Origin of the sequence: Prosthecobacter fluviatilis, assembly GCF_042655725.1 — a bacterium.
Classification (GTDB): Bacteria; Verrucomicrobiota; Verrucomicrobiia; order Verrucomicrobiales; family Verrucomicrobiaceae; genus Prosthecobacter; species Prosthecobacter fluviatilis.
This window is the reverse complement of record NZ_JBHSMQ010000003.1, coordinates 19,995-44,438: the sequence shown is the minus strand read 5'-3', so window position 1 is coordinate 44,438 and position 24,444 is coordinate 19,995. Positions and strand designations below refer to the sequence as shown.

The window sequence follows — 24,444 nt, the reverse complement described above, 5'->3', positions numbered from 1 at the left end:
GTGCGGGTGCAGAGTGCGGGCGGATCAGTCAAGGCTCTGCAGAGTCTTGCGTCCGCGCGCCTTGGTCTCCGGATCATCCTGGTCGCGGTTCGTCATCGCCAGACCTTGCTCGATGAACTTCCGGGCCTCCGCCTTGCGGTCCATGAGGGCGTAGGTGCGGCCGAGTTCAATGTAGTGTATGAGACGATCAGGTTTGAGCGCGATGGCCTTTTGAAAGCACTTTTCCGCCTCGGCATAAGAGGCGCTGGGCAGGGCGCCATAGACGATCTTGGCCACGGCGCGCGTCATGCCGCCAATCTGCGCCAGCTCCTGATGCCAGCGGCCCAGCAAGTGCCAGGCAAAGTCGTTTTTGGGATTGAGCCGGGCAGCGGCCTCCGCCTCGGCCTTGATCCTGTGCGAGGCTTCGATGCCTTCGCGGTTGCCAACGAGGGGGGTGAGCTTGCCCAGGCAGATGGCGACGGCGAGATGCGGGTCCGACTCATTGGGAGCCATTTTGACCGCGCGCTCAGCGTAGGCCAGGCCGGTGCGTCCTGACTTGAGCCGGGCTGCATTGTCAGGCAGGCCGGTCATGCGATAGACATACTGCCGCGCGATCTTCACCAGCAGCGCAGCGTCGTTCGGATTCAGCTTTTCGGCGGGGAGATAATATTGCAGCGCAGCCTCCGGCTTGTACTGCGCATCGTAGGCATCTCCCTGCTTCACCAACTCTGCGAAGTTTGCCCACACAGGCCCCGCCAGCAGGAGGGCCGCCGCTGTCAGAATGGCTTTCATGGCTTGATGAAACGATAGTGTGAAACGATCCACTCCTCGCCGCCGCGGTAGCCCCAGAGCTCGGCGCAGGCGAGGAAAAACAGGCGCCACCAGACCCACCACTTGGTCACCTGGTCCTTGCCGTAGGTCTCGGCAAACAGAGGCAGGATCTCCGATTTGTGGGCATCCATGTTGGCCAGCCAGGCCTCGCTTGTTTTGGAATAATGCAGGCCGCTGACGCACCAGTGGTCCTCGATTTTCAGATCGTCCTGGAAGTAGAGCAGCAGGTCGTCGCTGGGCATCTGGCCGCCGGTGAAGAAGTACTTGGCCATCCAGTCGTCATCGCTGCGCACCTCGTAATGGTAGGCGTACTCGCGGTGGGTGAAGATGTGCACGAAGAGCTTGCCTCGAGGCTTGAGCCAGGTGGAGACGCGGCGCAGCAGCTCCTGGTAGTTTTTCATGTGCTCAAACATCTCCACCGAGACGCAGCGGTCAAAGATGCCGTCTCCGACGCCCTGGAAGTGCACCATGTTGGCGGTGATGATGGTGAGGTTTTTCAGCCCGCGCTTCTGCGCCTCGGCATCAATGAAGAGCTTTTGCGTGCGTGAATTCGAAACGCTGGTGATCTGCGCATTCGGATAATGCTCTGCCATCCACAGGGAGAGCGAGCCCCAGCCGCAGCCGAGTTCCAGAATGCGCTGGCCGTCCTGAATCTCGGCGCGCTCGCAGGTCAGCTTCAGCATGGCGGCCTCGGATTCATCAAAGGTGGTGCTCTCATCCGGCCAGTAGCCGGAGCTGTACTTGAGGTGCTTCCCAAGCACGAGCTGGTAGAAGCGCGTGGGCACCTCGTAGTGCTGCTCATTGGCCTCGTCCGTGGCGATGGCCACGGGCATCTGCTTGAGATCCTGCACGTAGCGCATGAGGGCTGCGCGCTGGGCCTCGACGGTGGGCTGCTTGTTTTCCCGCAGCGTCTCCGCCAGCCGCTGGCGGATGCCCAGACGGATCATGGGATCGGGGAGGATGTTCCTGGCGAGGATGGCGTTGATGGTGCTCATGCGTGTGGTGGGTTATGCGGCCGGTGATGGAAAATGGATTCAGCTTTTTGGGGGCCACGGCACAAAGGCGCTCGTGGTGCGCTGGTATTCGCGGTAGGCGTCTCCCTTGCTCTTCACCGCGCACTCCTCCGTGAGCGGGATGCCGGTGACGCGGAGCAAAAAGTGGAGCATGAGCAGCGGAGCGTAGAGCGTGACCCAGCCCCAGGGCGAGCCGCAGGCAAAGAGCCAGAAGCCCCACCACACCACGGACTCAAAGAAGTAATTCGGATGCCGCGAGTAGCGCCACAGGCCCACCTGGCAGACCTTGCCCTTGCTGGCGGGGTCCGCCTTGAAGCGCTGCATCTGTGCATCGCTCAGCGCCTCGCCGCAGATGCCGGTCAGCCATAGCAGCGCGCCGGCGATTTCGATCAAGTTAAGCTGCGGTGCGGGGTTCAGGCATGCCAGCAGCACGGGTACCGCCAGCAGCACGATGAGCACTGCCTGCGCCTGGAAGAAAAAGAAGAAATTGCGCGCCAGGGCATCGCGCCATTTTTCGCGCAGCACGGCGTAGCGCACATCCTCGTGCGGATGGTGGCGTTTCACGCGGAAGAAAAGATAGGTCCCAAGCCGCACGCTCCACACCACCGCCATCGTCACGGCGATGATCTTGCGCTGCGTCCACCCGCCACCGGCCAGCCACGCATAGAGCGGAGCCACCACGGCGAGCGCGTAGGACCACGTCACGTCCACAAAGCTGAAGTTGTCCAGCTTCAGACTGAGAAGCCAGGTGAGGGCAAAGAGGCCCACGGCCACTGCCGTGCCAGCGGCGGTCAGAAACCAGAAGTCATGTGTCATGATGGGGAAAGCGGATGTGTTTGTGCAGTTTCTCCACGAAGGGCCTGCTGATGAAATAGACCAAGGCGATGAGCAAAGGCGCCAGCAGCAGCCACACCACCACACCGTAGAGACCGATCATGCCAAAATCGGCCAGAAACTGCATCGGATCGGCAAAGAAGCGCTCCATCATCATGGGAATGGAAAGCGGCACATGTTCCGCGCCAAACAACGACTCACCAGCGCGCATGAAGAGCAGAATGGTGGCCAGCTGCACCGGATACACCAATTGAAGAAACACCTGGAGCACCGGTTGATTGAGCTTCAGCCAAACGCCCAGCGCCAGTCCAAGCACCGTCGTGGTGCCCAGCAAGGGAAACACCCCTGCAGCCACTCCAAACGCGATGGCCTGCGCGATCTTGGACGGTGTCGTCCCTTGCTTCAGCTGCGCCACGACCGGCTTTACGACCCAGCGGTGCCAGAGAGATTCATGCTGGACGGGGGCATTCATGCCTTGCGCAGAAGAATGTCCTCCATGCGCGCCGTGGCGGGCACACGGAAGAGCTGGATGAGCATGTAAACAGCCATGGCGATGTTTCCGAGAAGGAGGACGCCAACCAGCCAGCCGAGGCGTGCCAGCCACGAGCGTTCTTTGTACGCCAGCCAGCAGTAGAAGGTGAGGAAGGCCCAGTAGGTGTCAAACAGCGTGGCAATGAACCACGGATGACCTCCCACCGAGCCGGGTATGGCCCACAGCGCGCACTGGGTCGAGGCCCAGCTCGTGACTCCGAGCATGGACACCAGAACGATGATGAAAAACACGCGGAGAAACCAGATCATGATCTTTTAGAAAGCGCGGTGAAGGGTGGCGTTGTTTGGGCGGGTATAGACGGCCTGCACCACGCTGATGTTCCGCGTGGCAAAGGCGGCCTCGCAGTACTGCAGGTAGTAGTTCCATTTGCGCATGAAGCGCTCGTCAAAGCCCAGTGCCTTCACCTCGGCGGCCTTGGCATTGAAGCGCTCAAACCACAGGCGCAGTGTTTTTGCATACGAGGCGCCCAGATCCTCGAGGCCGTGCATGAACATCTCGCTGGTGCGGTTGATGGCCTCATTCACACGCCCCACGCTCAGCAGCAGGGAGCCGGGGAAGATGTGCTTCTGGATCCAGTCCACGCCTTTGCGCAGGTCCTTGTGCTGGCAGTCGGCCACGGTGATCATCTGAAAGGCCAGCAGCCCCTCAGGCTTCAAAACCTCGGCGCACTTGGCAAAGTAAGTCTCCAGATACTTGTCGCCCACGGCCTCCAGCATTTCGATGGAGGCGATTTTGTCGAACTGACCTGTGATGTGGCGGTAGTCCTGCAGGCGGATTTCCACCCGGTCTGCCAGCCCCTCGCGCGCGACGCGCTCGGTGGCGTACTTGTGCTGTTCTTGAGAGATCGTCACCGCCGTGACACGACAGCCATGATGCTTGGCCGCATGGCAGGAGAAGCCGCCCCAGCCGCAGCCGATTTCCAGCACGTGGTCTCCCGGCTGGAGCTGCAGCTTCTGGCACAGCGCCTCATACTTGGAGTGCTGCGCCTCTGCCAGCGGCTGCCCGGGATACTCAAAGCGTGCGGCGGAGTACGTCATCGTCTCATCCAGCCAGAGGGAGTAGAATTCGTTCCCAAGATCGTAGTGCTCGGAGATGTTGCGCCGGCTGGTGGTGACGCTGTTGGGCCGCAGCAGATGATGCACGCGGTTCACCACATTGAGCAGGTTCACAAACGCCACCTTGCTGGAGGAGGAGCTTCCGCCCTGGGTCTTGGAGAGATTGAGGATGAACCATTCGATCACCGCCGCGATGTCGTCCGTGTCCCAGTCGCCCTCCACGTAGGCTTCGCCAAAGCCCACATTGCCAAACAGCACGCAGTGTTTGAAAAACTCACGGCTGCGAATGCGGATCTCAGCCGTGATGGGTGCGCCGGGCGCTCCCAGCGTCTGAGCCCGGCCATCGGGATGCACCAGGCGCATGCCTCCATGCACGAAAGGCTTGAGCGAAAGCATGAAGAGCCGCTCGTAAAAGCCTTGCTTGGATGCAGCCGCATTCGATACCAGGAGGGGAGTGTCGCAGGTGATGGTGTCGTTCATGATTTTCCGGGTGAAATGGATGCATGAGGCCGCAGCACTCCGAGCTGCAGCGCGGCATTGGCCGCCTTTCGATGCCAGGGAATGCGCTTGAGCCACAGCAGCAGCGCATGCCAGTGAATGAGAAAGATGACGCGCAGGGTCAGCAGCGGATACTTCACCGCGCAGAGCAGCAGCGCGGCATCGGTGAGCGGCCTGCGCGTGCCTGTCAGCGCAGTGAGGAGCACACGATCGTCCTGCTGACGGTCGTCGATGTGGATCTCCAGCTTTTCATCCGGGAGACGGAGCTTGAAATCAAAGCTCAGGTCCAGCGCGAAGAAGGGCGATACATAAAAGTGCTTGGGAGTGATGAGGCGGAAGCGCTGCGCATCTTCGACCGTCTTCAGAATGTAGGGCTTCTGCTCGTGAAAGGTGTTCGTCACCTCCGCCACCGCGCACACCGGATTTCCGGCGGCATCGTAGGCGTAGTAGAAGCACACCGGATTGAAGATGTAGCCCAGCACTCGCGGAAACGTGAGCAGGCGGATGGTGGCGATGCGCGTTGTGTCCACGTCGTTCTCCGCCAGGTAGCGCAGGATGTTGGCCTTCACGCCCTCCGCACCGAGATCGAGGTGATCGCGGTCGAAAAACGAGAAGAGATTGAAGCGGTTGCGGCTGAAAAAGTGCAGCCTGCTGGAGAGGCTGTCGATCTCATCGAGATCCAGCCAGAGGTAAAAAACATTGTAGCTGAACCGGTGCACCTTGGGCTGCAGCCGGTGGTGCATGACCTTGCATTCGTAGATGGCGGATGAGTCAGGCATCACCAGGGTTCCCTTCCGAGGAGATCGCGGCACAGGGCCACCGCCGAGCCAAAGGCGTCCTCGTGGAAGCCATAGCGGAAGTAGCTGCCGCAGAAGTAGGTGCTTTGGTCGGGCGAAATTCGGTTGAGCTCGGGAAGCTGCTTCTGCGCGTCGATCGCGGCCAGATCAAAAAGCGGGTGCTCGTAGTTGATGCGCTTGAGCACTTTCTCCGGCGCTATCTCATCCGCCGCATTGATGGCCACAAAGTAGTTCGTCTTGTCAGACACACCCTGCAGGCTGTTCATCCAGTAGTGCGTGCTCGGCTCGATGCAGCCGCCCGTACCCTCACGGATGCGGTAGTTCCACGAGGCCCAGCATTTCTTGGTGCGCGGCATGAAGCGCTCATCTGTGTGCAGCGTGGCGATGTTGGGCTGGTATTTGAAGCAGCCGAGCAGTGCGCTCTCGCGCTCGGTAGGCTGCGCCAGCATGCGCAGGGTTTGGTCGGCATGGCTGGCAAAGACGACCTTGTCAAAGGTCTCTGCGGCCCCATCGCGTGGGTAAACCTTCACGCCATCGGCACCCCGCTCCACACGCACCACGGGAGATCCGAGGCGAATGCGGTCCCGGAAGGGAACGGTGAGCTTTTTCACATACGATCGCGCGCCATCCGTCACCGTCCACCAGGGGTGCTGCGTGTGCAGGCCGAGGAAGCCGTGGTTGTGCCAGAAGCGGATGAGCGTGAGCGCAGGAAATTCCAGCATCAGCTCCGGCGGTGTGGACCACACCGCAGAGCTCATGGGGATGATGTAGATGTTGAGAAAGTCGGAGCCATAGCCCCGCGCCTCCACATACTCGCGCAGTGTCATGCGTGCGTAGCGCGCATCGTCCAGCGCGGCCACTGCCTCGGCATTGAAGCGGTTGATCTGCAGCATGAAGCGCCAGAAGCGCGGGCTGATGAGATTGCGCCGCTGGCCGAAGAGGTGGTTCAGCGAGGTGCCGTTGTATTCGATGCCGCTCGGCAGGTGCGCGACGCTGAAGGACATGGAGGTCGGCTTGGTGGCCACATCCAGCTCCCTGAAAAGACGGGTCAGCAGCGGATACGTCACATGGTTGAAGACCATGAATCCTGTGTCCACCGGCAGCTCGCGGCCGTCTTCCGGCACCGTGACCGTGTTGGTGTGTCCGCCTGCGTAGTCGTTCTGCTCGAAGATGGTGAGATCAAAATGCGGATGCAGAAAATGCGCGCAGCCCAGGCCTGCGACCCCGGTGCCGACGATGGCAAGACGTGGGCGGCTCATGCTGGATTCCTCCCGGCTGAGAGTTTGAGCTGCTGCGCCTCACGGTAGACGCTGGCTGGCACCACCTTGAGGTCCCAGATCAGCCCCGTCCAGGAGAGCAGCTTGAGCACGTAGTAGGAGATGTCGATCTCCCACCAGAAAAAGCCCTGCCGAGCCGAGCCGGCGTAGCGGTGATGGTTGTTGTGCCAGCCCTCTCCCAGAGTCAGCAGAGCCAGCAGCAGGCTGTTGCGGCTGTCATCTTCCGTTTTGAAGCGACGGGAGCCAAACACATGCGCCAGCGAATTGATGAAAAACGTCGCATGCAGCAGCAGCACCGTGCTGATGAAAAAGCCCCACACCAGCATCTGCGGCCCGTTGGTTCCCAGACCCGGCACATGCTTCTCCATCCAGGCCCCGGCATACCAGAGCAGAGCACCATACATTATCGGCACCAGCTGGTCGTGGCGGTTGAGAAACACCAGTTCGGGAAATTTTTCCAGATCCCGGATGCGGCTGTAGTCCGTGGGGAAGTTTTTGGGGCTCGTCAGCCAGCCAATGTGGGACCACAGAAATCCGCGTACGCGTGGCGAGTGCGCGTCCGGCACCTCATCCGAGTGCTGGTGGTGGTGCCGGTGCACTGAGGCCCACCACAGCGCGCCGCGCTGGCAGGAGGTGTTTCCCAGCACGGCAAAGATAAACTGCATCACGCGAGAGGTGCGGTAGCTCCGGTGAGAAAAGTAGCGGTGATAAAAGGCCGTGATGGCAAACATGCGCACCGCATACAGCAGCAGCGCAGCCACCAGCGCCGCCCAGCTGAAGTCCACCCAAAGCACCGAGAGGCAGCCCAGGTGCAGCACGATGAAGGGAATGCAGCGCCGCCAGTCAATGCCGTCCGTCAGCTTGTCATCTCCCTGCCAGCCTGGGGGCCGGTAGTCGGAGTCAAACCACTGCCTGAGCATGACTATGATCTGCCAGGAGAAGCTGTGTTTTGGAGGTGACTGCGCGGGGTCTGCGGATTTCACGCCTCCTATTGCGCCTGTGCCCTTCTTCTGGATTCAAAAAAAATAACAAATGACTGGTGAACGGCTTGTGCCGCGCCGGACCGGCGTGGTATGAAGCAGCATGAACGACTCCATCGCACCCGGCGCACGCGAGTTTCACACCACACGCTGGAGCCTTGTGCTCGACGCCCAGAACGGCGGCGATGCTACACGGGTACGCCGGGCCATGTCCACGCTCTGCCAGGACTACTGGTACCCGCTCTACGCCTTTGTGCGCAGGCGCGGCCACTCACCGCACGATGCCCAGGATCTGACCCAGGCCTTTTTTCTCTCGCTGCTGGAGACCCCGGCGGCTGCTGATCCTGCACGTGGCAAATTCCGCTCCTACCTGCTGGGCGCGCTGAAAAACTTCCTCGCCAACGACTGGCACCGCAGGCAGACGCAAAAACGCGGCGGCGGGCAAAAGCTGGTGGAATGGGACGCGCTGGATGCGGAGGCACGCTACGCGCTGGAGCCCGCAGAGCAGGCCGACGCCGACACCCTCTATGACCGCCGCTGGGCCATGGAGCTGCTGGCGCGCGCGGTGGAAAAGCTGCGCGTCGAATTTGCGGCCAAAGGTGAGGCGGAAACATTTGAGGTGCTGAAAGGCACGCTCAGCGGCGCCGGGCTGCCGCGAGATCAGATCGCCGAGCAGCTCGGCATGAGCGAGGGGGCTCTGAAGGTGGCCGTGCATCGTCTGCGGCAGAGCTACCGCGAGATGCTGCGCGCCGAGATCGCCGAGACGGTGGATTCGCCGGAGGAAGTGGATGCTGAGATGCGCCACCTCGTGGCGGTGCTGCGGAGCTGAAGTTTTTTTGTAACCCGCGCAGCCGGAGCTTTCAGGAAGTCAGTGAACCACCAGCCACCTCCTGTCATGACTCCTTCCCCGACCTGTCCCCGCTGCGGCACCATACTGCCTGCCGATGCTCCTGCCTCCCTCTGCCCGGCCTGCCTGATGAGCGGCGCCCTGCCGTCTGCCACAGACCCGGACGCGACTCTGCTGATGCCAAGACCAGAGCCCCACGCGCTGCCACGTGCGGGCGCATTGTATGGCGGCTACCGCATCGAGCATGAGCTGGGCCGTGGTGGCATGGGTGCCGTTTACGCGGCGGAGCATCTGGAAAGCGGACGTCGCGTGGCGCTGAAGGTGCTGAGCCACCAGCTCGACTCACCCGATGCACGCGCGCGCTTCCTGCGCGAAGGGCGGCTGGCGGCGTCCATCAATCACCCCAACAGCGTCTATGTCTTCGGCACGGAGGAGATCAAAGGCACGCCGGTCATTGCCATGGAGCTCATCGCGGGCGGCACTTTGCAGGACCGCATCCAGCGCGGTGGCCCCCTGTCCGCAGGTGCTGCAGTGGATGCCGTGCTGCAGATCATCGCCGGTCTGGAGGCCGCGCATTCCGTGGGCATCCTGCACCGCGACATCAAGCCCGCGAACTGCTTTGAGGACACGGACGGCACGGTGAAGATCGGTGACTTCGGTCTGTCCATCTCCACCACGGGCCGGGGAGAGTCTCTGCAAACCATCGAAGGCACCTTTCTAGGCACCCCGGCCTTTTGCTCACCGGAGCAGCTTCGCGGCCAGGAGCTGAATGTGCGCTCGGACATGTACTCCGTGGGCGTCACCTTGTTTTACCTGCTGACCGGACGCACGCCGTTTGAGGGGAAAAACATGGTGCAGCTGCTGGCAAACTCGCTGGAAAAACCGGCGCCGTCCCCGGTGCAGTTCCGGGCGGACATTCCCCAGGGGCTCGCCCGCATCGTGCTGCGTTGCTTGAACAAGCAACCCACGGAGCGCTACGGCAGCTACCAGGAGCTGCGGCAGGCCTTGCAGCCTTTTGCGTCCATCGCGCCCACCCCTGCCACACTTGGGCTTCGGTTTGCCGCTGCGGTGCTCGATCACTTCATCCTCTCTGCGGTGAATTTCGTTGCCCCGTTATTTTTGATCAGCTCGCCCATGGACATCCTGAATCCCGAGATCCTTCGCTCCAGGGAGTTCTACTGGCTCATGGTCGGGCTGTTTGTGCTGAGGCATCTCTACTTCGGCATCGCCGAGGGGCTCTGGGGCGCCTCAATTGGCAAGGCGCTGGTGGGGCTTCGAGTCGCCACGCTGAACCGCAGCGCACCGGGCATTCCGCGGGCTTTCGTGCGTTCGCTGCTGCTGCAGGCGGTCATGGTCATTGAGCTCGTCCGCTATCAGATTCCGGATATGTCACAGGTCACCGTCTGGAGCTACGTGTGGCTGGGCATCCAGATCCTGTTCTTCTTCATCATGTTTGCGACGGCCCGGCGAAAGAACGGCTTTGCGGGCTTGCACGACCTATGGACGGGCACGCGGGTCATCCAGAAGGCCGCGTTTCAGCCACGTGTGGCCGTGATGCAAGCCGCTGCCACCGTTCCCACCACGGACGGCATGCTCAAAGTTGGCCCGTTTCACATCATCTCCACGCTGTGTGAGGCTGACGGTCGCAGGGTGCTGCTCGGGTATGACACGCGCCTGCTGCGCCAGGTCTGGATTCATCAGATGTCTCCCGGAGCCCCGCCGGTGTCTCATGCCGTGCGCAACCTCGCGCGCCCCGGCCGCCTGCGCTGGCTGCAGGGAGCGCGTTCCGAGCTTGAGGCCTGGGATGTCTATGAAGCCGCCCACGGCACGCCCCTGACGCAGCTCATCGGCCGGCATCCATCCTGGCGCGAGGTGAGGCACTGGCTGACTGATCTCGCAGCCGAGCTGGAGGTCGCAGGCAAAACAGCCTCGCTTCCTGAGGCGCTCGCGCTGGACCGCATCTGGATCACCACGGAAGGCCGCGCCAAGCTGCTGGACTTTTCAGCGCCCGGCAGCAGCGGCGCCGGAGATGCCGCTGCGTCACCGCAGGCTTTTCTGCGTCAGGTGGCGATCTCTGCACTGGAAGGCCGCCTGCTCCCGGTGCAGGAGACGTCCGGACGCGAGGTCCGCGCACCGCTGCCCCTGCAGGCGCGCCAGATCCTGAAGGGGCTGGCAGACACGGCAGATCTGCACACGCTGGCGTTGCAGTTTCAGGCTCAGACGCTGCAGCCTGCGGAGGTCTCGCGCTGGCGGCGGTTTGCTCTGTTTTTCGCCACCTTGCTGCCTTCCTTGTTTCTCAGCGCCTTCATGGCCCTGGGCATGTCCTACTATGAAAGCTGGGCGGCGAAAAATCCCGCCTTCTCCGCCATCCACGGCTGCATGAGGTCCTACCAGGAAATGCTCAGAGATGTGAAGCAGCCGGGGCTGGAAAACATTCCCGTTTCCGAAGCACGCAGCGCCATGGAGATCTACATCGCTGGCACTTACGGCCCCATCGTTCGGGATCCGCGCCAGTGGGACACACCTCTCGGTCGCAGCATCCTGCAGCCGCCCATCCGTGCCGCCGTGGAAAAGATCGTGAAGGATCACCCGCAGCCCACGGCGGAGGACGTGCAGAAGGCCAGGGCGCTGCTGAAACCGCTGCTGGACGCCCGTGTCGCGGAGCGGGCCAAAGAGATTGGCATGGCGGGCAAGCTGCACAGCGTGGACTTCGTCACTGCTTCGGTGCTGTGCGTCTATCTGCTGCTCACCGCCCTGCTGAGCCTGTTCTGCGCCGTGGTTTTTCGCGGCGGCCTGATGATGCGCCTGCTAGGCATCGCGGTGGTCAGGGAGGATGGCATGGACGCCTCACGCCTGCGCATGCTGTGGCGCAGCTTCATCGCCTGGGCTCCCATCCTGCTGGTGCCTGTTGTGCTCATGCTGCTCACACGGTTCATGCAAAAGGCCGGTGTTCAAAACCTGGTACAAGGGGCAGGGCTGAGTTTGATGCTGGTGCTTTTTGCGGCTCTTGCCGTGGCCGTTGGCACCACCCGCGGGCGCGGGCTGCACGACCGCCTGGCACGCACCTGGCTGGTGCCGCGCTAGGCTAAACGGCCACGCTGCGCAGGAGCTCGGCGCAGCGCTCGGGCCGCATGCTGTTGATGTAGGTGCCGCTGCCGAGCTCAAACCCGGCAAGCTGGGAGATGCGGGAAACCACCGAAAGATACCAGTGAAAGCAACCTGATGACACTTCGCCCACAGGGGCGGAGCGGATGGTGATGTTGTAGTCCGGCCCGCCGGCGGCGGACCTGAGCCGGCGCAGCAGGCGGCTGAGGATGCCCGCCAGCTCCGCGATGTCTGCATCGCTGATCTCATCATACGAAGACTGGTGCTTGCGCGGAAAAACCCAGGTGTGGTAGGGCGAGAGCGCCGCATACGGCATGAAGGCGACAAACGAGCCCCCCTCCTCGATCACGCGCTCCTCGGCCAGCAGCTCCTCATGCAGCACCGCGCAGTAGAGGCAGCCGCCCTCCAGCTCATGAAAGCGCCGCGCCTCCTGCAGGCGCATGATCACCTGGGAGGAAAGCACCGGCGCGGCCGTGATCTGCGAATGCGAATGCTCCAGCGAGCTGCCTGCGCGCCTGCCCTGGTTTTTGAAAATGACGATGCTCTCCGCCAGCGGATGATGGCGCAGCGCCTGGTAGCGCTCCCGGTACATGCGCAGCATCAGCGCCAGGTGCGCGGGCTCCATGTCGCAGAGGTCCAGGTCATGCCGCGGGTGCTCCACCACCACCTCGTGCACACCTGCGGCGGCCATGGACCTGAAAGTGCCGTTTTTCTTCCGCTGCAGCTCGCAGCCAGGATCGAAGACCGAATACTTGTTGGGAAAGGCACGGACGAGCCACGAGCCATCCGGCGCGGAGATGCGCGCGGTCTCCCCCGGCGTCATCGACTCATTGCCGGTGCAGAAAGGGCAGTCATCCCGGTGCGCCGCCCGTGGCGCAGGCTGCACCCGGTCCCCATGAAAATCATCCGGACGCAGAGCCCGGTCCGGCGCCATGACGACCCAGTCGAGCGTGATGGGGTTGAAGCGCATTTCAGACATGGTTCAGACGGGTTTGGAGTGTGTTGTTTAACGCGAGGGACACCCATAGCTGACAAAAAAAGCCGCGCAGGAAAACCTGCGCGGCTTGATCTTTATCTTAACTGGGTTGACGGCCTAAAGCGGCCAGCTGCGGCGCAGCTGGACAACTTTACTTCGCAGCCTTCTTGAGGGCGTCGGCCTTGTTGGTCTGCTCCCAGGTGAGGTCGGCGTCGTCGATCTTGCCGAAGTGACCGTAGTTGGTGCTCTTGCTGTAGATCGGGCGCAGGAGGTTGAGCTGCTTGACGATGTCTGCTGGCTTGAAGGAGAAGACCTTCAGCACGGCGGCAAGGATCTTGTCGTCGCTGATGGTTCCGGTGCCGAAGGTGTCGATGTGCACGCTCACAGGCTCAGGATGGCCGATGGCGTAGGCAAACTGCACTTCGCAGCGGGTGGCGAGGCCGGAGGCCACCACGTTCTTGGCCACCCAGCGGCCCATGTAGGCGGCGCTGCGGTCCACTTTGGAGGGGTCCTTGCCGGAGAAGGCGCCACCGCCATGACGGCCCATGCCGCCGTAGCTGTCCACGATGATCTTGCGTCCGGTGAGGCCGCTGTCGCCCTGAGGACCGCCAACGACGAACTTGCCGGTCGGGTTGATGAGGTACTCGGTGTCCTTGGTGAGCATTTCCTTCGGCAGCACCTTCTTGATGACCTGCTCGATGCAGAATTTTTCGATCTCGGCGTGGCTCACGTCCGCAGCGTGCTGCGTGGAGATGACGACGTTCACGATGCGGGTGGGCTTGCCGTCCACGTATTCCACGGAGACCTGGCTCTTGGCGTCAGGGCGCAGCCACTTGGCCAGCTTGCCGGCCTTGCGGATGCGGGTCAGCTCACGACCCAGACGGTGGGCGTACATGATCGGAGCAGGCATGAGCTCAGGGGTGTCGTCGCAGGCAAAGCCGAACATGATGCCCTGGTCGCCAGCGCCCTGTTCCTGGGTCTTCTTGCCTTCAGCCGCAGCGGCGTCCACACCCTGGGCGATGTCGGGGCTCTGGATGGTGAGGTAGTTATTGATGAAGAGCTTGTCGGCGTGGAAGACGTCGTCGTCATTCACGTAGCCGATGCCGCGCACGGCGTCACGGATGACCTTGCCGACGTTGATCACTTCATCGATGGGCTTGGTGGTGCCAAGCTTCTTGTTCTGCAGCTTGGGGATGGTGATCTCGCCACCGACGACGACGACGTTGCTCTTGGCAAAGGTTTCGCAGGCGACGCGGCTCTTGGGGTCGATCGCAAGGCAGGCGTCGAGGATGGCGTCAGAGATGGTATCGCAAACTTTGTCAGGATGGCCTTCGCCGACGGACTCGGACGAGAAGATGTAGCTACGGGACATGATGGTGGTCGTGTGGGTTATATTGACGAATCATGATTTGATGATGCGTCTTGGAAAGGCGGCAGAGTATTCCCCAAAACGGGGGCGTCAATGTGGATTTCGGGGTGACAGCGGCATGCCCACTTCTGTACGATGCCTCCCAGCCTTGAAACAAATCACCACCTGCCTCCTCCTGCTTGCCAGTTCTTTGCCCCTGGCGGCAGACGCCCCGCCTTTTGCGCCCAAGTCGATGGCCTACGTCCTGCAAGCCGAAAACCTCGCCAGCAGCCGCGAAGCTGCGGTGCAAAAACTCGCCTCCTCCGATCGCGACCTTATCGTCATCGATGCCGCCTTCAGCAGCGAGGGTGACTGGACACCCGCAGAGATCCAAACCATCCGCACTGGCAAAAAAGGCCGTCGTGTGGTCGCCTACGTCTCCATTGGCGAGGCCGAAGACTACCGGCCCTACTGGCAGAAAAGCTGGGATGCAGACAAAAATGGCCAGCCGGACGCCGCCGCCCCCAAGTTCCTCAACATTGAAAACCCCGACTGGAAGGGCAACTACCGCGTGCGTTACTGGCAGCCCGAATGGCAGCAGATCATGCTCCCAGCGGTGGACAAAGTTGTGGCCCAGGGGTTTGACGGCATCTATCTCGACATCGTCGATGCCTTTGAATTCTACGAATACGATGCAGCGACCCAAAGCTGGCTCGACAACCGGCCCAATCCTGATACCGGCAAAACGTATCGGGAAGACATGATCGCATGGGTCGCCGCCATCGCCCAGAGGGCGCGTGCCAGGCAGCCCGGCTTCCTTGTCATCCCGCAGAACGCCCCCCAGCTCCTCGCCCACGCAGATTATCGTGAAATCATCAGCGCCATCGGTGTGGAGGATTTGTTCGTCGCAGACAGGAAATTGCGCACCGAAAAGCAGTCACGCTACGTCGTGGGCTTTCTCAAACAGCTGCAGCCAAGCGGCAAGCCTGTGCTGGTGATCGATTATCCGAAGTCGTCGGCCATTCATTCCGCCGCATTTGAAGCTGCGGCCAGACAGGGCTTTACCCTGCTGCTCACCGACCGGCCATTGACGACGCTGGGGGAGTCGAAATGAGGAGATAAGCAGGGCGGCGCCCACGTTCTGCCTTCATGCGCTGTTTTCTTCTGGCACTCGTCTGCGCCCTCAATGCCTGGGCTGCTGAAAAACCCAATGTCGTCTTCATCCTCGTGGATGACATGGGCTTGGGGGACGCCTCCTGCTTTGGCGGGCAGGTGCCGACGCCTCACATGGACCGGCTGGCGGGGGAGGGGATGCAGTTCCGGCAGTTTTATGTGGCCTCACCCATCTGCTCGGCCTCACGGTGCGGCGTGCTCACGGGGCAGTTTCCTGCGCGCTGGCGCATCACCAGCTACCTGCAAACGCGGGCGGGCAATCGCGAATGTGAGCAGGCGGATTTCCTGGACCCGCAGGCCCCCTCGCTGCCGCGTGCCTTTCATGAGGCTGGCTATGCCACGGCCCACATCGGCAAATGGCACCTGGGCGGAGGGCGCGATGTGGCAGACGCTCCCCAATTTGCCGCCTATGGTTACGACCTGGGCCTGGGCACTTATGAGAGCCCGGAGCCTGCCGCAGCCCTCGGCTTGAAAACCATGCCGTGGGAAACCAGGCGCGAGCCCCAGCAGGTGGAGCGGCATGAACGCACGCGCTGGATGGTAGACGAGGTGCTGAAGTTCATGCAGCAGCATGCCTCCGGGCCCTTTTTTGTGAATCTGTGGCTCGATGACGTGCACACGCCCTACCGGCCTGTGGAGGGCCGGGATGAGCGCGGCCTGCCGGAGAAATATAGGGATGTGCTGGTGGAGACGGACCGCCAGATCGGCCGCCTCGCAGATGCGCTCCCGCGCAACACTCTCCTGCTGCTCTGTGGTGACAATGGCCCGGAACCCACTCTGAACCGTGCGCGTACTAAGGGGCTGCGCGGCATGAAGTGGAGCCTCTATGAAGGTGGCATCCGCACACCGCTCATCGTGCGCTGGCCTGGCGTGGTGCCGGCAGGCGGTGTGAATGAGTCCACCGTCGTCAGCAGCGTCGATTTCATGCCCACCCTCTGCTCGCTGGCCAAGATCACGCCCCCGAAGGCCGCCCAGGACGGGGAGGACATGAGCGCCGCGTTGCGCGGGGAAAAAGTGCTGCGCCAGAAGCCTCTCTTCTGGGAATATGGCCGCAAGCCAGGCGCGGCAGGCAAAGTGAAAGGCGGCTTTCCCTATCCCAAGGAGCCGGACTCTAAATCTCCCAACGTTGCCATCCGCGAGGGGGGCTGGAAGCTTCTGGTGAATGCGGACGGCACGCAGACCGAGCTGTACCACCTCGGCAGAGACCCGAACGAGACCACCAACCTGGCAGAGGCCGAAAAAGAGACCGCCGAGCGACTGAAAAAGGCCGCTTTGGAGTGGCGGGCCGCATTGCCGTGAAATTTCCCCTCGCCAGCGGAGAAAATGCCACTAGGATGCGCGCCCCCTTACCCCAACCATGTCCGAACCAAAGAACATCCTCCGCCTTGGCCTGCCCAAAGGCAGCCTGCAGGAGCCGACGCTTGAACTGTTCAAGCGCGCGGGGTTCAACATCGTCGTCTCCTCCCGTTCCTACCGCCCCTCGGTGGATGACTCAGAGCTGGAGCTGCGCCTGCTGCGCGCCCAGGAGATCGGCCGCTATGTGGACCACGGCTTTCTGGACTGCGGCATCACAGGTCGTGACTGGATCGTGGAAAACGGCGCGGATGTCGAAGTCATCACGGACCTGCGCTACAGCAAGGCGACCTCCTGGCCCACGCGCTGGGTGCTGGTGGTGCCAGATGACTCCCCTGTGAAGACCGTCAAGGACCTGCAGGGCAAGCGGATCGCCACCGAAGCGGTCGAGATGACGAAAAAATACCTCGCTGCAAACGGCGTCGAGGCCGAAGTCGAGTTTAGCTGGGGTGCCACGGAAGTGAAGGTGCCCGAAATGGTGGATGCCATCGTGGACATCACCGAAACCGGCTCGTCCCTGCGCGCGAACAAGCTGCGCATTGTGGACACGCTGATGGAAAGCTACCCCCAATTTGTTTCCAGCAAAACTGCCGCCCGTGATGAATGGAAACGGCAGAAGATGGAGACACTCGTGCTGCTGCTCAAAGGTGCCCTTGAGGCCCGCCACAAGGTGGGGCTCAAGATGAACGTGCCCGCGAAGCAGCTGCAGGAAGTGGTCGCCTGCCTGCCGTCCCAGCGCTCGCCCACCGTTTCAACGCTCGCCAGCCAGGAATGGGTGGCCGTGGAAACGGTCATCGACGAAGCCACCGTGCGGGTCATCATCCCGCAGCTCAAGTCGCTGGGGGCCGAGGGTATCGTCGAATACCCTCTGAACAAAGTCGTCCACTAGATCAACGCCAACACACAGGAGAACACGAACATGGGATCGCTCAAAAAGCGGAGAAAAACGAAGATCAACAAGCACAAGCGCAAGAAGCGCATGCGTGCGAACCGTCACAAGAAGCGTTTGCGCTACAAGTCGTAACCGCTAGCCTTCCCGGCATGGCTCCTTTCCGCAGTGCGATTCGATGGTATCGAGACGCAGGAGGCTTTGTCATGCCCGGGTACGGCTCGGTTGGCAGGGCTTTGCGGCCCTGCCTGACGGTCGGTCTTGCCGCCTTCATCGGCTCCTGCCTGACAGGTTTCGCTGCCACAACGGCAGACCTGTCACTGGGAGCCAGGGCGGCTGACGCATCCGACCTGCAACTATCTCCGGGCTCCGCCTCCAGGGCGGATGTCCTGGCGCATTTCAGCGCGGCGCTCCAGTTTGAAGCTTCCGGGAAGCTGCGGCAGGCGCTCGAGCACTATCAGGCTGTTTTCAAAGCAGATCCGGGCAACTCGGATCTGGCTGCGCATACCGCCAAGCTCGCCATGCAGTTTCAGGGCCGTGCAGCGGCCATCACGATCCTGCAGGACGCCGTGCGTTCCAGTCCGCGCACACCGGCCCCCTTGCTCAATCTGGCACGTTTTGCCAGCACCTACCCGCCGGAGGACCTGTTTGAGAAAGACGAGGTGCCCGCCAGGGCCATCGCCGAGGCATTGACGAAATTTCCCGCGCATGCCGAGGTGTATGAGGTGGCGGTGATGCTGCACCTCACGCACAACGAGCGTGACAAGGCCGTCGAGGTCATGAACCAGGCGGCCAACCAGCAAAGCCGTGACCCGCAGTACTGGCTGGCCACAGGACGCACTGCCGAGCGCGTGTGGCCGCTGGGGCAGGCCGAGTTCAGCGCCGAGTACCGCCAGCGCGTGGCCCCTTTTTTTGAAAACGCCCTCAAAGCCGCCACCAAGGCCGATGCCGAGCAGGTCACCCTTGAAGTCGCCCGTCAGTACCTCCTGACCAACGATCCCGACCGTGCCCGGCAGCTCTGTGAAAAACTCGCGGCCGAATACGGCAACCTCGATGCCCGCAAGCTGCTGTACCGGCTCTATGCAGCCGCCGAGCAGAAGGACAAGGCGCTGGCGACGCTGGAGCAGATCGTCAAGCAGGCGCCCGATGACGCCGAGATGCAGCGCCTGCTGGCCGGTGAATATGACAAGCTCAAGCAGCCGGAGAAGGCCATCGTGCATCTTGAGGCAGCCATTCAAAACGGCGGAGGCGAGATCGGCGACTATGTGAAGCTCGGCTGGGAGCTTTATCAGACGCAAAAATTTGACGACATGGTGCGCGTGGGCCAGCGCAGCGTGCGCCTCTTCCCCGACCACCCGCTGGTGCATTATCAGTTGGCGATCGCCCATCGTGCGCGTGAAGAGTGGGGGCCGTCCGTGCAGCACTTTGCCGAGGCCGAGCGGTTTGCCGGCTCCAGCCAGAGCGAGCTGCTGGACCACCTCTTCTACTACCAGTACGGCATCACGCTGGAGCGTCTGGCACGCTATGAGGACGCCTCACGCATGCTGGAAAAATCCATCACGCTGACCCCGCGTGAGGAAGCCAAGGCGGCTGCGAACACCATGAACTTCCTCGGCTACATGTGGCTGGATGTCGGCACCCATCTGGACAAAGCCGGCGAGCTCATCGCCAAGGCCAACGAGCTCATGCCCGACCAGCCCGCCTACATTGACAGCCTGGGCTGGTTTCACTACAAAAAGGGCAACTACCCCCAGGCGCTCAAGGAACTGCAGCGTGCCGAAGCCCTGCTGGAGCCTGTCGCTCCTGAAGATGCGGAGATCCTCGAGCACATCGGCCTCACCCATCAGTCGCTGGGGGACAAGGCAAAGGCGCTGAATTATCTCGAACGCGCCGAAGGGCTCAAGACCCCTGACCTGAAAGCCCGCAAGCGCATCGAGGAGGAGCTCAGGAAGATCAAAGGCGGGAAGCAGGAAACGGAGAAGAAGCAGCCGGCGGCGCCTTAAAGCCGTTCATCGCTGTCGATGAACATCCAGCACAGTGCCGCCAGCAGGTAAGTGGCCGCGGCGACATACATCACCTTGTCCCAGCTTTGGTTCGTCAGGTTCATCAGCCAGGGCACCGCCACGCCACCGAGCGCACCACCGAGATTGCCGATCATGTTCATGCTGCCTGAGACCGATCCCGCAAGCTTGCCACCCACCTCCATGCATGCACCCCAGGCTCCCGGCATGGACAGATCATTGAAGAACCCGGAGAAGCCCAATGCCAGCATCGCATACGTGGGGTCGTTCAGGGTGGTGGCCAGGAGAATCATGCCCCCGGCAGCCAGCATGCCCAGCACGCCGATGGTGCGCCGGGCGCGGCTCAGGCTGTCTGACCTTGCCGACATGCGGCGCGCCATGATGCCCCCGATGAAGCAGCCGATGCCGCCCAGAAACAGCGGCAGACCGTTCAGGATCGAAGTCCACGTGTCCTTCATGTCCATCTTCAGCTCCAGTTCCATGTACTGCGGCATCCAGGTGATGTAAAAGTACCACACGTAGCTGATGCAGAAGTAATACACCCACAGCAGCAGCACCGACTTGGTCGTGAAAAGCCGCTTCCAGGGGATCGATGCATGCCCGCCGCTCAGATTTTTTTGCGCTTCCTCCAGCAGTTCGCATTCCGCCGCATTCACACCCGTGTGGTCCTTCGGATTGTCCCGGAACCACACGTAAAAACACAGCGCCCAGACCACGCCCAGGCTGGCGAAGAGCACGAAGGTGTTCCTCCAGCTCACAAAGCCCAAAATCCACACCACCAGCAGCGGTGTGAAGGCCCCGCCCCAGCGCGCTGCCAGCCAGGTGATGCCTTGCGCCACGCCGTGCTCCCGCTGCGGCAGCCACACGCTGAACATCTTGGCGATGTTCGGAAACCCGCCCGCCTCACCAGCGCCAAACAGAAAACGGCAGACGGTCATCGACGCCAGATTCCATGCGTAGCCTGTGGCCGCCGTGAACACGCTCCAAAACATCACCACACGCAGCAGCACCCGCCGCGGCCCCCATTTGTCCCCCAGCCACCCTCCCGGAATCTCAAAGAGCGCATACGCCAGCGTGAAGGCCGAGAACACATAGCCCATCTGTGTGTCATCAAACCCCAGATCCTGCTGGATGAAGGGCCGCGCCTTGGAAATGCACACCCGGTCGATGTAATGAATGATGCCGAGCATCACGGCAAACACGATCACGCCATAGCGCGTGCGGGTGGGGCGGAGGGTGGATTCCATGGTCGGGTTGGGAAAGCGCGCATGCTGCCACGCGGCCTGACTCAACGTCAACCCCTCAAACTTTCCATCACGGCTCTCCCACCGTAGGATTCTCCACCACAATCGCGCCCGCCTTGACCGCGCGCGTCAGCACTTCCTTCGGCTGTTTGCCGCTGGGCACCAGCTCATGCGCCATGCCCTTGTAGCGCAGCGGCTTGTAGCCGAGCGCCAGCAGGGCATCCAGCGGCGCCTGCTTGAGTCCGGGCTTCCAGTAGTCCGGCGCGCCGCCGGTCTCGTAGTAGTAGATCCAGGTGTGCTGCGGGTCATACCATCCGGCGCAGAGGATGACGTGACGGTGCGGGATGTTCAGCACATCTCCCGGCTGCAGCTCCTGCGCGCTGCCGAGTTCTGTGCACACCTCCGGCAGCTTGCTGGTATCATGCACACTTGGCAGCTTCAGGCAGCGCGACACAAACCCCGAGCAGTCCACTCCCGCCGCCTGGCTGCTCACGGCGGCGTTGTCGGCCCGGCGTTTCTCCGGCGAGGACACATCGCCACCGGCGCTGCCATTCGCGATGGCAAGATCAAACGAGGCCGGATTATCAAAGCCGCCCCACTTGTAGGGCACACCGCTGTTCATCTCCCCTGGCACCCACCAGCCCTTGCGGTCCTGCTGCGGTGCGTGCGTCACGTCAGGTGTGTTGACGAGGACGCCCGCCTTGTCCTTGCCGTGCAGGATGTTGCGTGCAAAGGGGCGCCAGGTGTGATGGGTGTACTGCTGCGCGATCTCCATGGCCTCGGCCGGGGTGACCTGCGAAGGCGCGGTGGGATCTCCCGGGATGAGCTGTGGTGCAGCTCCCTGTTTCAGGGCTGAACTGCAGCTTGTGAGCAAGAGCATCAGGGCGGAAAGGGCGCGCGTCATAGCGCGGATGATGCGGGTTCTGCCAAACAGTTCAACCCATTGCTTAGTCCGCGCATGCAGTTGACCGCCGGGCTGCTTTTTGCAGACTGTCCGCCCATGCCCCTCCGCCTTCTCCATACCGGCTGCCTCTGCCTGCTGCTGGCGGTGTTTTCGCTGCACGCCGCAGCCGCACCCAAGCCCGCCGCACGCACCGCCCTCGTCATCGGCAATGCCAAATACGAAGCCGCCGTGGGCCCGCTGCGCAACACCGTCAACGACGCCAAGGCGGTGGCCAAAACCCTGCGCGACCTTGGATTTGCCGTGATCGAAAAACACGACGTCACCCGCGATCAGCTGCTCAAGGCTGTGGTGGAGTTTCGCGCCACACTGACGGATGCGGAGGTCGGCCTCTTCTACTACGCCGGTCATGGCATCTCCGTGGCTGGCTCCAACTACCTGCTGCCGGTGAAGTCCGGCTACACCAGCGAAGGTGCAGATGATGTGACACTGCGCCTGCTGGCAGAAACCAAACTCTTCAATGTGGAGCAGGCCGTGGCAGACATGAAAAGCGCCGGCGCGCGCTGCAACCTCGTCATCCTCGACGCCTGCCGCACCACCGCCGTGGCGCGCACCGGCCGCACGCGCGATGCCACAAACCCCGGCGGTCTCAGCGAGATGAAGCCGCCCGCCGGTTCACTCATCGCCTTTGCCACGGATGCCGGACAAACCGCCCTCGATGGCGATGGCACCAACGGTCTCTACACCGAGGAGCTGCTCAAGCACCTGCGCACGCCCGGCCTCACTGTGGAGCAGGTCTTCAAGCGCACACGTGCGGGAGTTCTGGAGCGCTCAAATGGCGGGCAGATTCCGGCCGAGTACTCACGCCTCGTCGGCGAGGACATCTTCCTGGCGGGGCAGGCGCCTGCCCCGCCCGCGCTGACCACGGAGCCTGCACCCATGCCCCCGCCCGCAGCACCGCCAGAGCCTGCGCTGCCTTCCCTCAGGGGAATCGCAAAACAGGCCTCTGCGGGCAAGGCGCGGGAGTGTGTCGAGGCCCTGCAGCAGTACGCGAAGGCCAAAGGCCCGGGTGCGTACTCGGCGGAGCCCATTGGGGTGCTGCTGGAAAAGGTGAAGGAAGACCTCAAGGAGGCCACCACCGCCTCGCCTTCCGTCGATGCCGCCGCCGTCACATGCGAGCTCATCCTGCATGCCCTGCGTGACTGCCTGCCGCCTGACCATGAGCAAAAGATCCCTTTTACCGCGAAGGCGCTGAACCGGCGTGGCGATGCCCTGCTGCTGCTGGGGCGCGCCGAAGAGGCGCTCGACGCCTACAATGCCGCGCTGCCGCTCACCCCCGAGGACTCCTACATTCTCTACAACCGCGGCCGTGCCCACCTGGCCCTTGGCAAGACTACCGAGGCCAAAGCCGACTTCACCGAAGCCGCCAGCAGCAAATACAAGCAGCTCAAGGCCCGCAGGCTCGCTGAGGAGGCCCTGGCCAAGCTCAAGTAACTCCACGCACGCCATGCCCAAGTCCTGGACTGAAAAATTTGCCCATCCGCCCAAGCCCAGTGTTTCGCGGCTGGGAAAGCCGTATGCAGGCCATGGCGAAGGTGAAAAGATGCTCATCCCCACCCCCGCCGTGGTGGCCGCCTATGTGGCCGAGATTCCTCCTGGGGCATCCCGCACCATGCCGCAGATGCGCGAGGACCTGGCCACCGCTCATCATGCCGACTTCACCTGTCCGCTCACCGCAGGCATCTTCCTGCGCATCGCCTCAGAGCTCGCCTGGGAGCAGCATCAAAACGGCACGCCTCTGGACAAGATCACGCCTTTCTGGCGTGTGGTGGATCTGAAATCCCCCATGGCCAAAAAACTGGCTTGCGGCGTGGATTTCATCGTCCGGCAGCGCAAGCGCGAAGGCATCGTCTGAGTGGCTGGTCACTCATGCCACGTCCGCGCCACGCGCTCGATGCTGAGCGCCTTCCCGGTGGCAGGATCAATCGTGATCAGCGCCCCATTCACCCGCACGGGGCCGCTGCCGACGCCGAAGCGGGTGGGCATCATGGTGTGGAAGCGCTCCAGCACAGGCTCGACCTGGCTGCCGATGACGCTGTTCATGGGGCCGCACATGCCGGCATCGCTTTGAAAGGCGGTGCCCTTGGGCAGCACACGCTCGTCAGCCGTGGGCACATGGGTGTGGGTGCCCACGACGGCGGAGACCTTGCCGTCCAGATGCCAGCCCATGGCTACTTTTTCGCTGGTGGCCTCGGCGTGGAAATCGACAAAGATGACCGGTGTTTCCTCGCGCAGCTTTTCCACCAGAGCGGCGATGGCGGGGAAGGGGTTGTCGAGCTGCTGGTTCATGAAGGTGCGCCCCTGCAGGTTCACCACGGCCACCTTGCACTTCTTGGACTCCAGCACCACAAAGCCGCTGCCAGGTGTGCCTTCAGGGTAGTTCATGGGGCGGAGCATGCGCGGCTCATCAGCCAGATAGGGCACGATTTCCCGCTGGTCCCAGATGTGGTCGCCGCTGGTCACCACGGCGGCGCCGGCTCGCATGAGGCTGATGGCTATCTTGGGGGTGATGCCGCGGCCTCCGGCGGAGTTTTCGCCGTTCACGACGATGAAGTCGAGCTTGAGCTCGTCTTTGAGCACAGGCAGCAGCAGGCCTACCGCCTTGCGCCCCGGCTCACCCACCACATCACCCAAAAAAAGCAGGCGAAAAAGTCCGTCCGCGCTGTCAGCCGTGTTGTCATTCATCGTGGCGCTACTTAGTAGATGATGA

Annotated in this window: 23 protein-coding genes; 9 read left to right on the top strand and 14 right to left on the bottom strand. The window is 62.4% G+C overall.

The genetic code is table 11. From position 1 onward, the window contains the following. Positions 1-24 precede the first annotated feature (24 nt). Genes ACFQDI_RS09020 through ACFQDI_RS08980 form a run of 9 tightly spaced genes read right to left on the bottom strand, consistent with a single transcriptional unit; the run spans position 25 to position 7,757 of the window. Entirely contained in the window at positions 25-771 is a 747-nt protein-coding gene (locus ACFQDI_RS09020) for a tetratricopeptide repeat protein (RefSeq protein WP_377165640.1), read from the bottom strand. Next, a complete protein-coding gene (locus ACFQDI_RS09015) occupies positions 768-1,805 on the bottom strand; it encodes an SAM-dependent methyltransferase (RefSeq protein WP_377165639.1) in 1,038 nt (345 codons plus the stop codon). Before ACFQDI_RS09015 ends, ACFQDI_RS09020 begins: the two co-directional genes overlap by 4 nt. A 39-nt stretch (positions 1,806-1,844) precedes the next feature. After that, positions 1,845-2,639 carry a DUF1295 domain-containing protein gene (locus ACFQDI_RS09010; RefSeq protein ID WP_377165636.1) on the bottom strand — a complete coding sequence of 265 codons (795 nt, stop codon included), beginning with the start codon at positions 2,637-2,639 and terminating at the stop codon, positions 1,845-1,847. Continuing rightward, entirely contained in the window at positions 2,629-3,129 is a 501-nt protein-coding gene (locus ACFQDI_RS09005; RefSeq protein WP_377165634.1) for a DUF2062 domain-containing protein, read from the bottom strand. The genes ACFQDI_RS09010 and ACFQDI_RS09005 overlap by 11 nt, the downstream gene beginning before the upstream one ends. Further along, positions 3,126-3,458 carry a DUF1475 family protein gene (locus tag ACFQDI_RS09000; protein WP_377165632.1) on the bottom strand — a complete coding sequence of 111 codons (333 nt, stop codon included), beginning with the start codon at positions 3,456-3,458 and terminating at the stop codon, positions 3,126-3,128. The genes ACFQDI_RS09005 and ACFQDI_RS09000 overlap by 4 nt, the downstream gene beginning before the upstream one ends. Before the next feature lie 6 nt (positions 3,459-3,464). Next, complete coding sequence (locus ACFQDI_RS08995) at positions 3,465-4,745, bottom strand: class I SAM-dependent methyltransferase (protein WP_377165630.1); 1,281 nt, start codon at positions 4,743-4,745, stop codon at positions 3,465-3,467. Beyond that, positions 4,742-5,542: a DUF1365 domain-containing protein gene (locus ACFQDI_RS08990; RefSeq protein WP_377165628.1), complete on the bottom strand. Its 801-nt coding sequence runs from the start codon at positions 5,540-5,542 to the stop codon at positions 4,742-4,744. Before ACFQDI_RS08990 ends, ACFQDI_RS08995 begins: the two co-directional genes overlap by 4 nt. Then, positions 5,542-6,819, bottom strand: a complete 1,278-nt coding sequence (locus ACFQDI_RS08985) for an NAD(P)/FAD-dependent oxidoreductase (protein WP_377165626.1) — start codon at positions 6,817-6,819, stop codon at positions 5,542-5,544. The genes ACFQDI_RS08990 and ACFQDI_RS08985 overlap by 1 nt, the downstream gene beginning before the upstream one ends. Then, positions 6,816-7,757, bottom strand: coding sequence for an acyl-CoA desaturase (locus ACFQDI_RS08980; RefSeq protein ID WP_377166577.1), 942 nt, complete (start codon positions 7,755-7,757; stop codon positions 6,816-6,818). Before ACFQDI_RS08980 ends, ACFQDI_RS08985 begins: the two co-directional genes overlap by 4 nt. Before the next feature lie 163 nt (positions 7,758-7,920). On the opposite strand from ACFQDI_RS08980, the gene ACFQDI_RS08975 reads away from it, so the two are divergent. Next, the gene (locus ACFQDI_RS08975) at positions 7,921-8,646 is read left to right on the top strand and encodes an RNA polymerase sigma factor (RefSeq protein ID WP_377165624.1); all 726 of its coding nucleotides are present in this window, start codon (positions 7,921-7,923) and stop codon (positions 8,644-8,646) included. A gap of 66 nt (positions 8,647-8,712) precedes the next feature. Then, on the top strand, positions 8,713-11,748 hold the full coding sequence (locus ACFQDI_RS08970) for a protein kinase domain-containing protein (protein ID WP_377165622.1): 3,036 nt from the start codon (positions 8,713-8,715) through the stop codon (positions 11,746-11,748). A 1-nt stretch (position 11,749) separates the two neighbouring features. Here ACFQDI_RS08970 and ACFQDI_RS08965 read toward each other — a convergent pair whose 3' ends face one another. Further along, entirely contained in the window at positions 11,750-12,748 is a 999-nt protein-coding gene (locus tag ACFQDI_RS08965) for a galactose-1-phosphate uridylyltransferase (RefSeq protein ID WP_377165620.1), read from the bottom strand. 148 nt (positions 12,749-12,896) lie between these two features. After that, on the bottom strand, positions 12,897-14,117 hold the full coding sequence (metK, locus tag ACFQDI_RS08960) for a methionine adenosyltransferase (RefSeq protein ID WP_377165618.1): 1,221 nt from the start codon (positions 14,115-14,117) through the stop codon (positions 12,897-12,899). Between the two features lie 145 nt (positions 14,118-14,262). Here metK and ACFQDI_RS08955 point away from each other — a divergent pair, with 145 nt between their 5' ends. The 5 genes from ACFQDI_RS08955 to ACFQDI_RS08935 are packed head-to-tail and all read left to right on the top strand — an operon-like array spanning position 14,263 to position 19,511. Beyond that, positions 14,263-15,207, top strand: a complete 945-nt coding sequence (locus ACFQDI_RS08955) for an MJ1477/TM1410 family putative glycoside hydrolase (RefSeq protein ID WP_377165616.1) — start codon at positions 14,263-14,265, stop codon at positions 15,205-15,207. Between the two features lie 35 nt (positions 15,208-15,242). Further along, a complete protein-coding gene (locus ACFQDI_RS08950; RefSeq protein ID WP_377165614.1) occupies positions 15,243-16,565 on the top strand; it encodes a sulfatase-like hydrolase/transferase in 1,323 nt (440 codons plus the stop codon). Positions 16,566-16,623: 58 nt separating this feature from the next. Next, the gene (gene hisG / locus ACFQDI_RS08945; protein WP_377165612.1) at positions 16,624-17,508 is read left to right on the top strand and encodes an ATP phosphoribosyltransferase; all 885 of its coding nucleotides are present in this window, start codon (positions 16,624-16,626) and stop codon (positions 17,506-17,508) included. A 30-nt stretch (positions 17,509-17,538) separates the two neighbouring features. After that, on the top strand, positions 17,539-17,643 hold the full coding sequence (locus tag ACFQDI_RS08940; protein WP_133796641.1) for an AURKAIP1/COX24 domain-containing protein: 105 nt from the start codon (positions 17,539-17,541) through the stop codon (positions 17,641-17,643). A 17-nt stretch (positions 17,644-17,660) separates the two neighbouring features. Further along, positions 17,661-19,511, top strand: coding sequence for a tetratricopeptide repeat protein (locus ACFQDI_RS08935; RefSeq protein ID WP_377165610.1), 1,851 nt, complete (start codon positions 17,661-17,663; stop codon positions 19,509-19,511). On the opposite strand, the gene ACFQDI_RS08930 is transcribed toward ACFQDI_RS08935, so the two are convergent. Both ACFQDI_RS08930 and ACFQDI_RS08925 read right to left on the bottom strand, forming a co-directional pair. Further along, positions 19,508-20,776, bottom strand: a complete 1,269-nt coding sequence (locus tag ACFQDI_RS08930) for an MFS transporter (protein WP_377165608.1) — start codon at positions 20,774-20,776, stop codon at positions 19,508-19,510. The two genes, ACFQDI_RS08935 and ACFQDI_RS08930, sit on opposite strands and share 4 nt — an antisense overlap. Before the next feature lie 67 nt (positions 20,777-20,843). Further along, positions 20,844-21,677, bottom strand: coding sequence for an NlpC/P60 family protein (locus ACFQDI_RS08925; RefSeq protein ID WP_377165606.1), 834 nt, complete (start codon positions 21,675-21,677; stop codon positions 20,844-20,846). Positions 21,678-21,773: 96 nt separating this feature from the next. Here ACFQDI_RS08925 and ACFQDI_RS08920 point away from each other — a divergent pair, with 96 nt between their 5' ends. Next, on the top strand, positions 21,774-23,168 hold the full coding sequence (locus ACFQDI_RS08920) for a caspase family protein (RefSeq protein WP_377165603.1): 1,395 nt from the start codon (positions 21,774-21,776) through the stop codon (positions 23,166-23,168). Between the two features lie 13 nt (positions 23,169-23,181). Then, the gene (locus ACFQDI_RS08915; protein ID WP_377165601.1) at positions 23,182-23,589 is read left to right on the top strand and encodes a hypothetical protein; all 408 of its coding nucleotides are present in this window, start codon (positions 23,182-23,184) and stop codon (positions 23,587-23,589) included. A gap of 8 nt (positions 23,590-23,597) precedes the next feature. On the opposite strand, the gene ACFQDI_RS08910 is transcribed toward ACFQDI_RS08915, so the two are convergent. Further along, positions 23,598-24,419 (bottom strand): TIGR00282 family metallophosphoesterase, encoded by an 822-nt coding sequence (locus tag ACFQDI_RS08910; protein WP_377165599.1) that lies wholly within the window; start codon positions 24,417-24,419, stop codon positions 23,598-23,600. Positions 24,420-24,444: the final 25 nt, after the last annotated feature.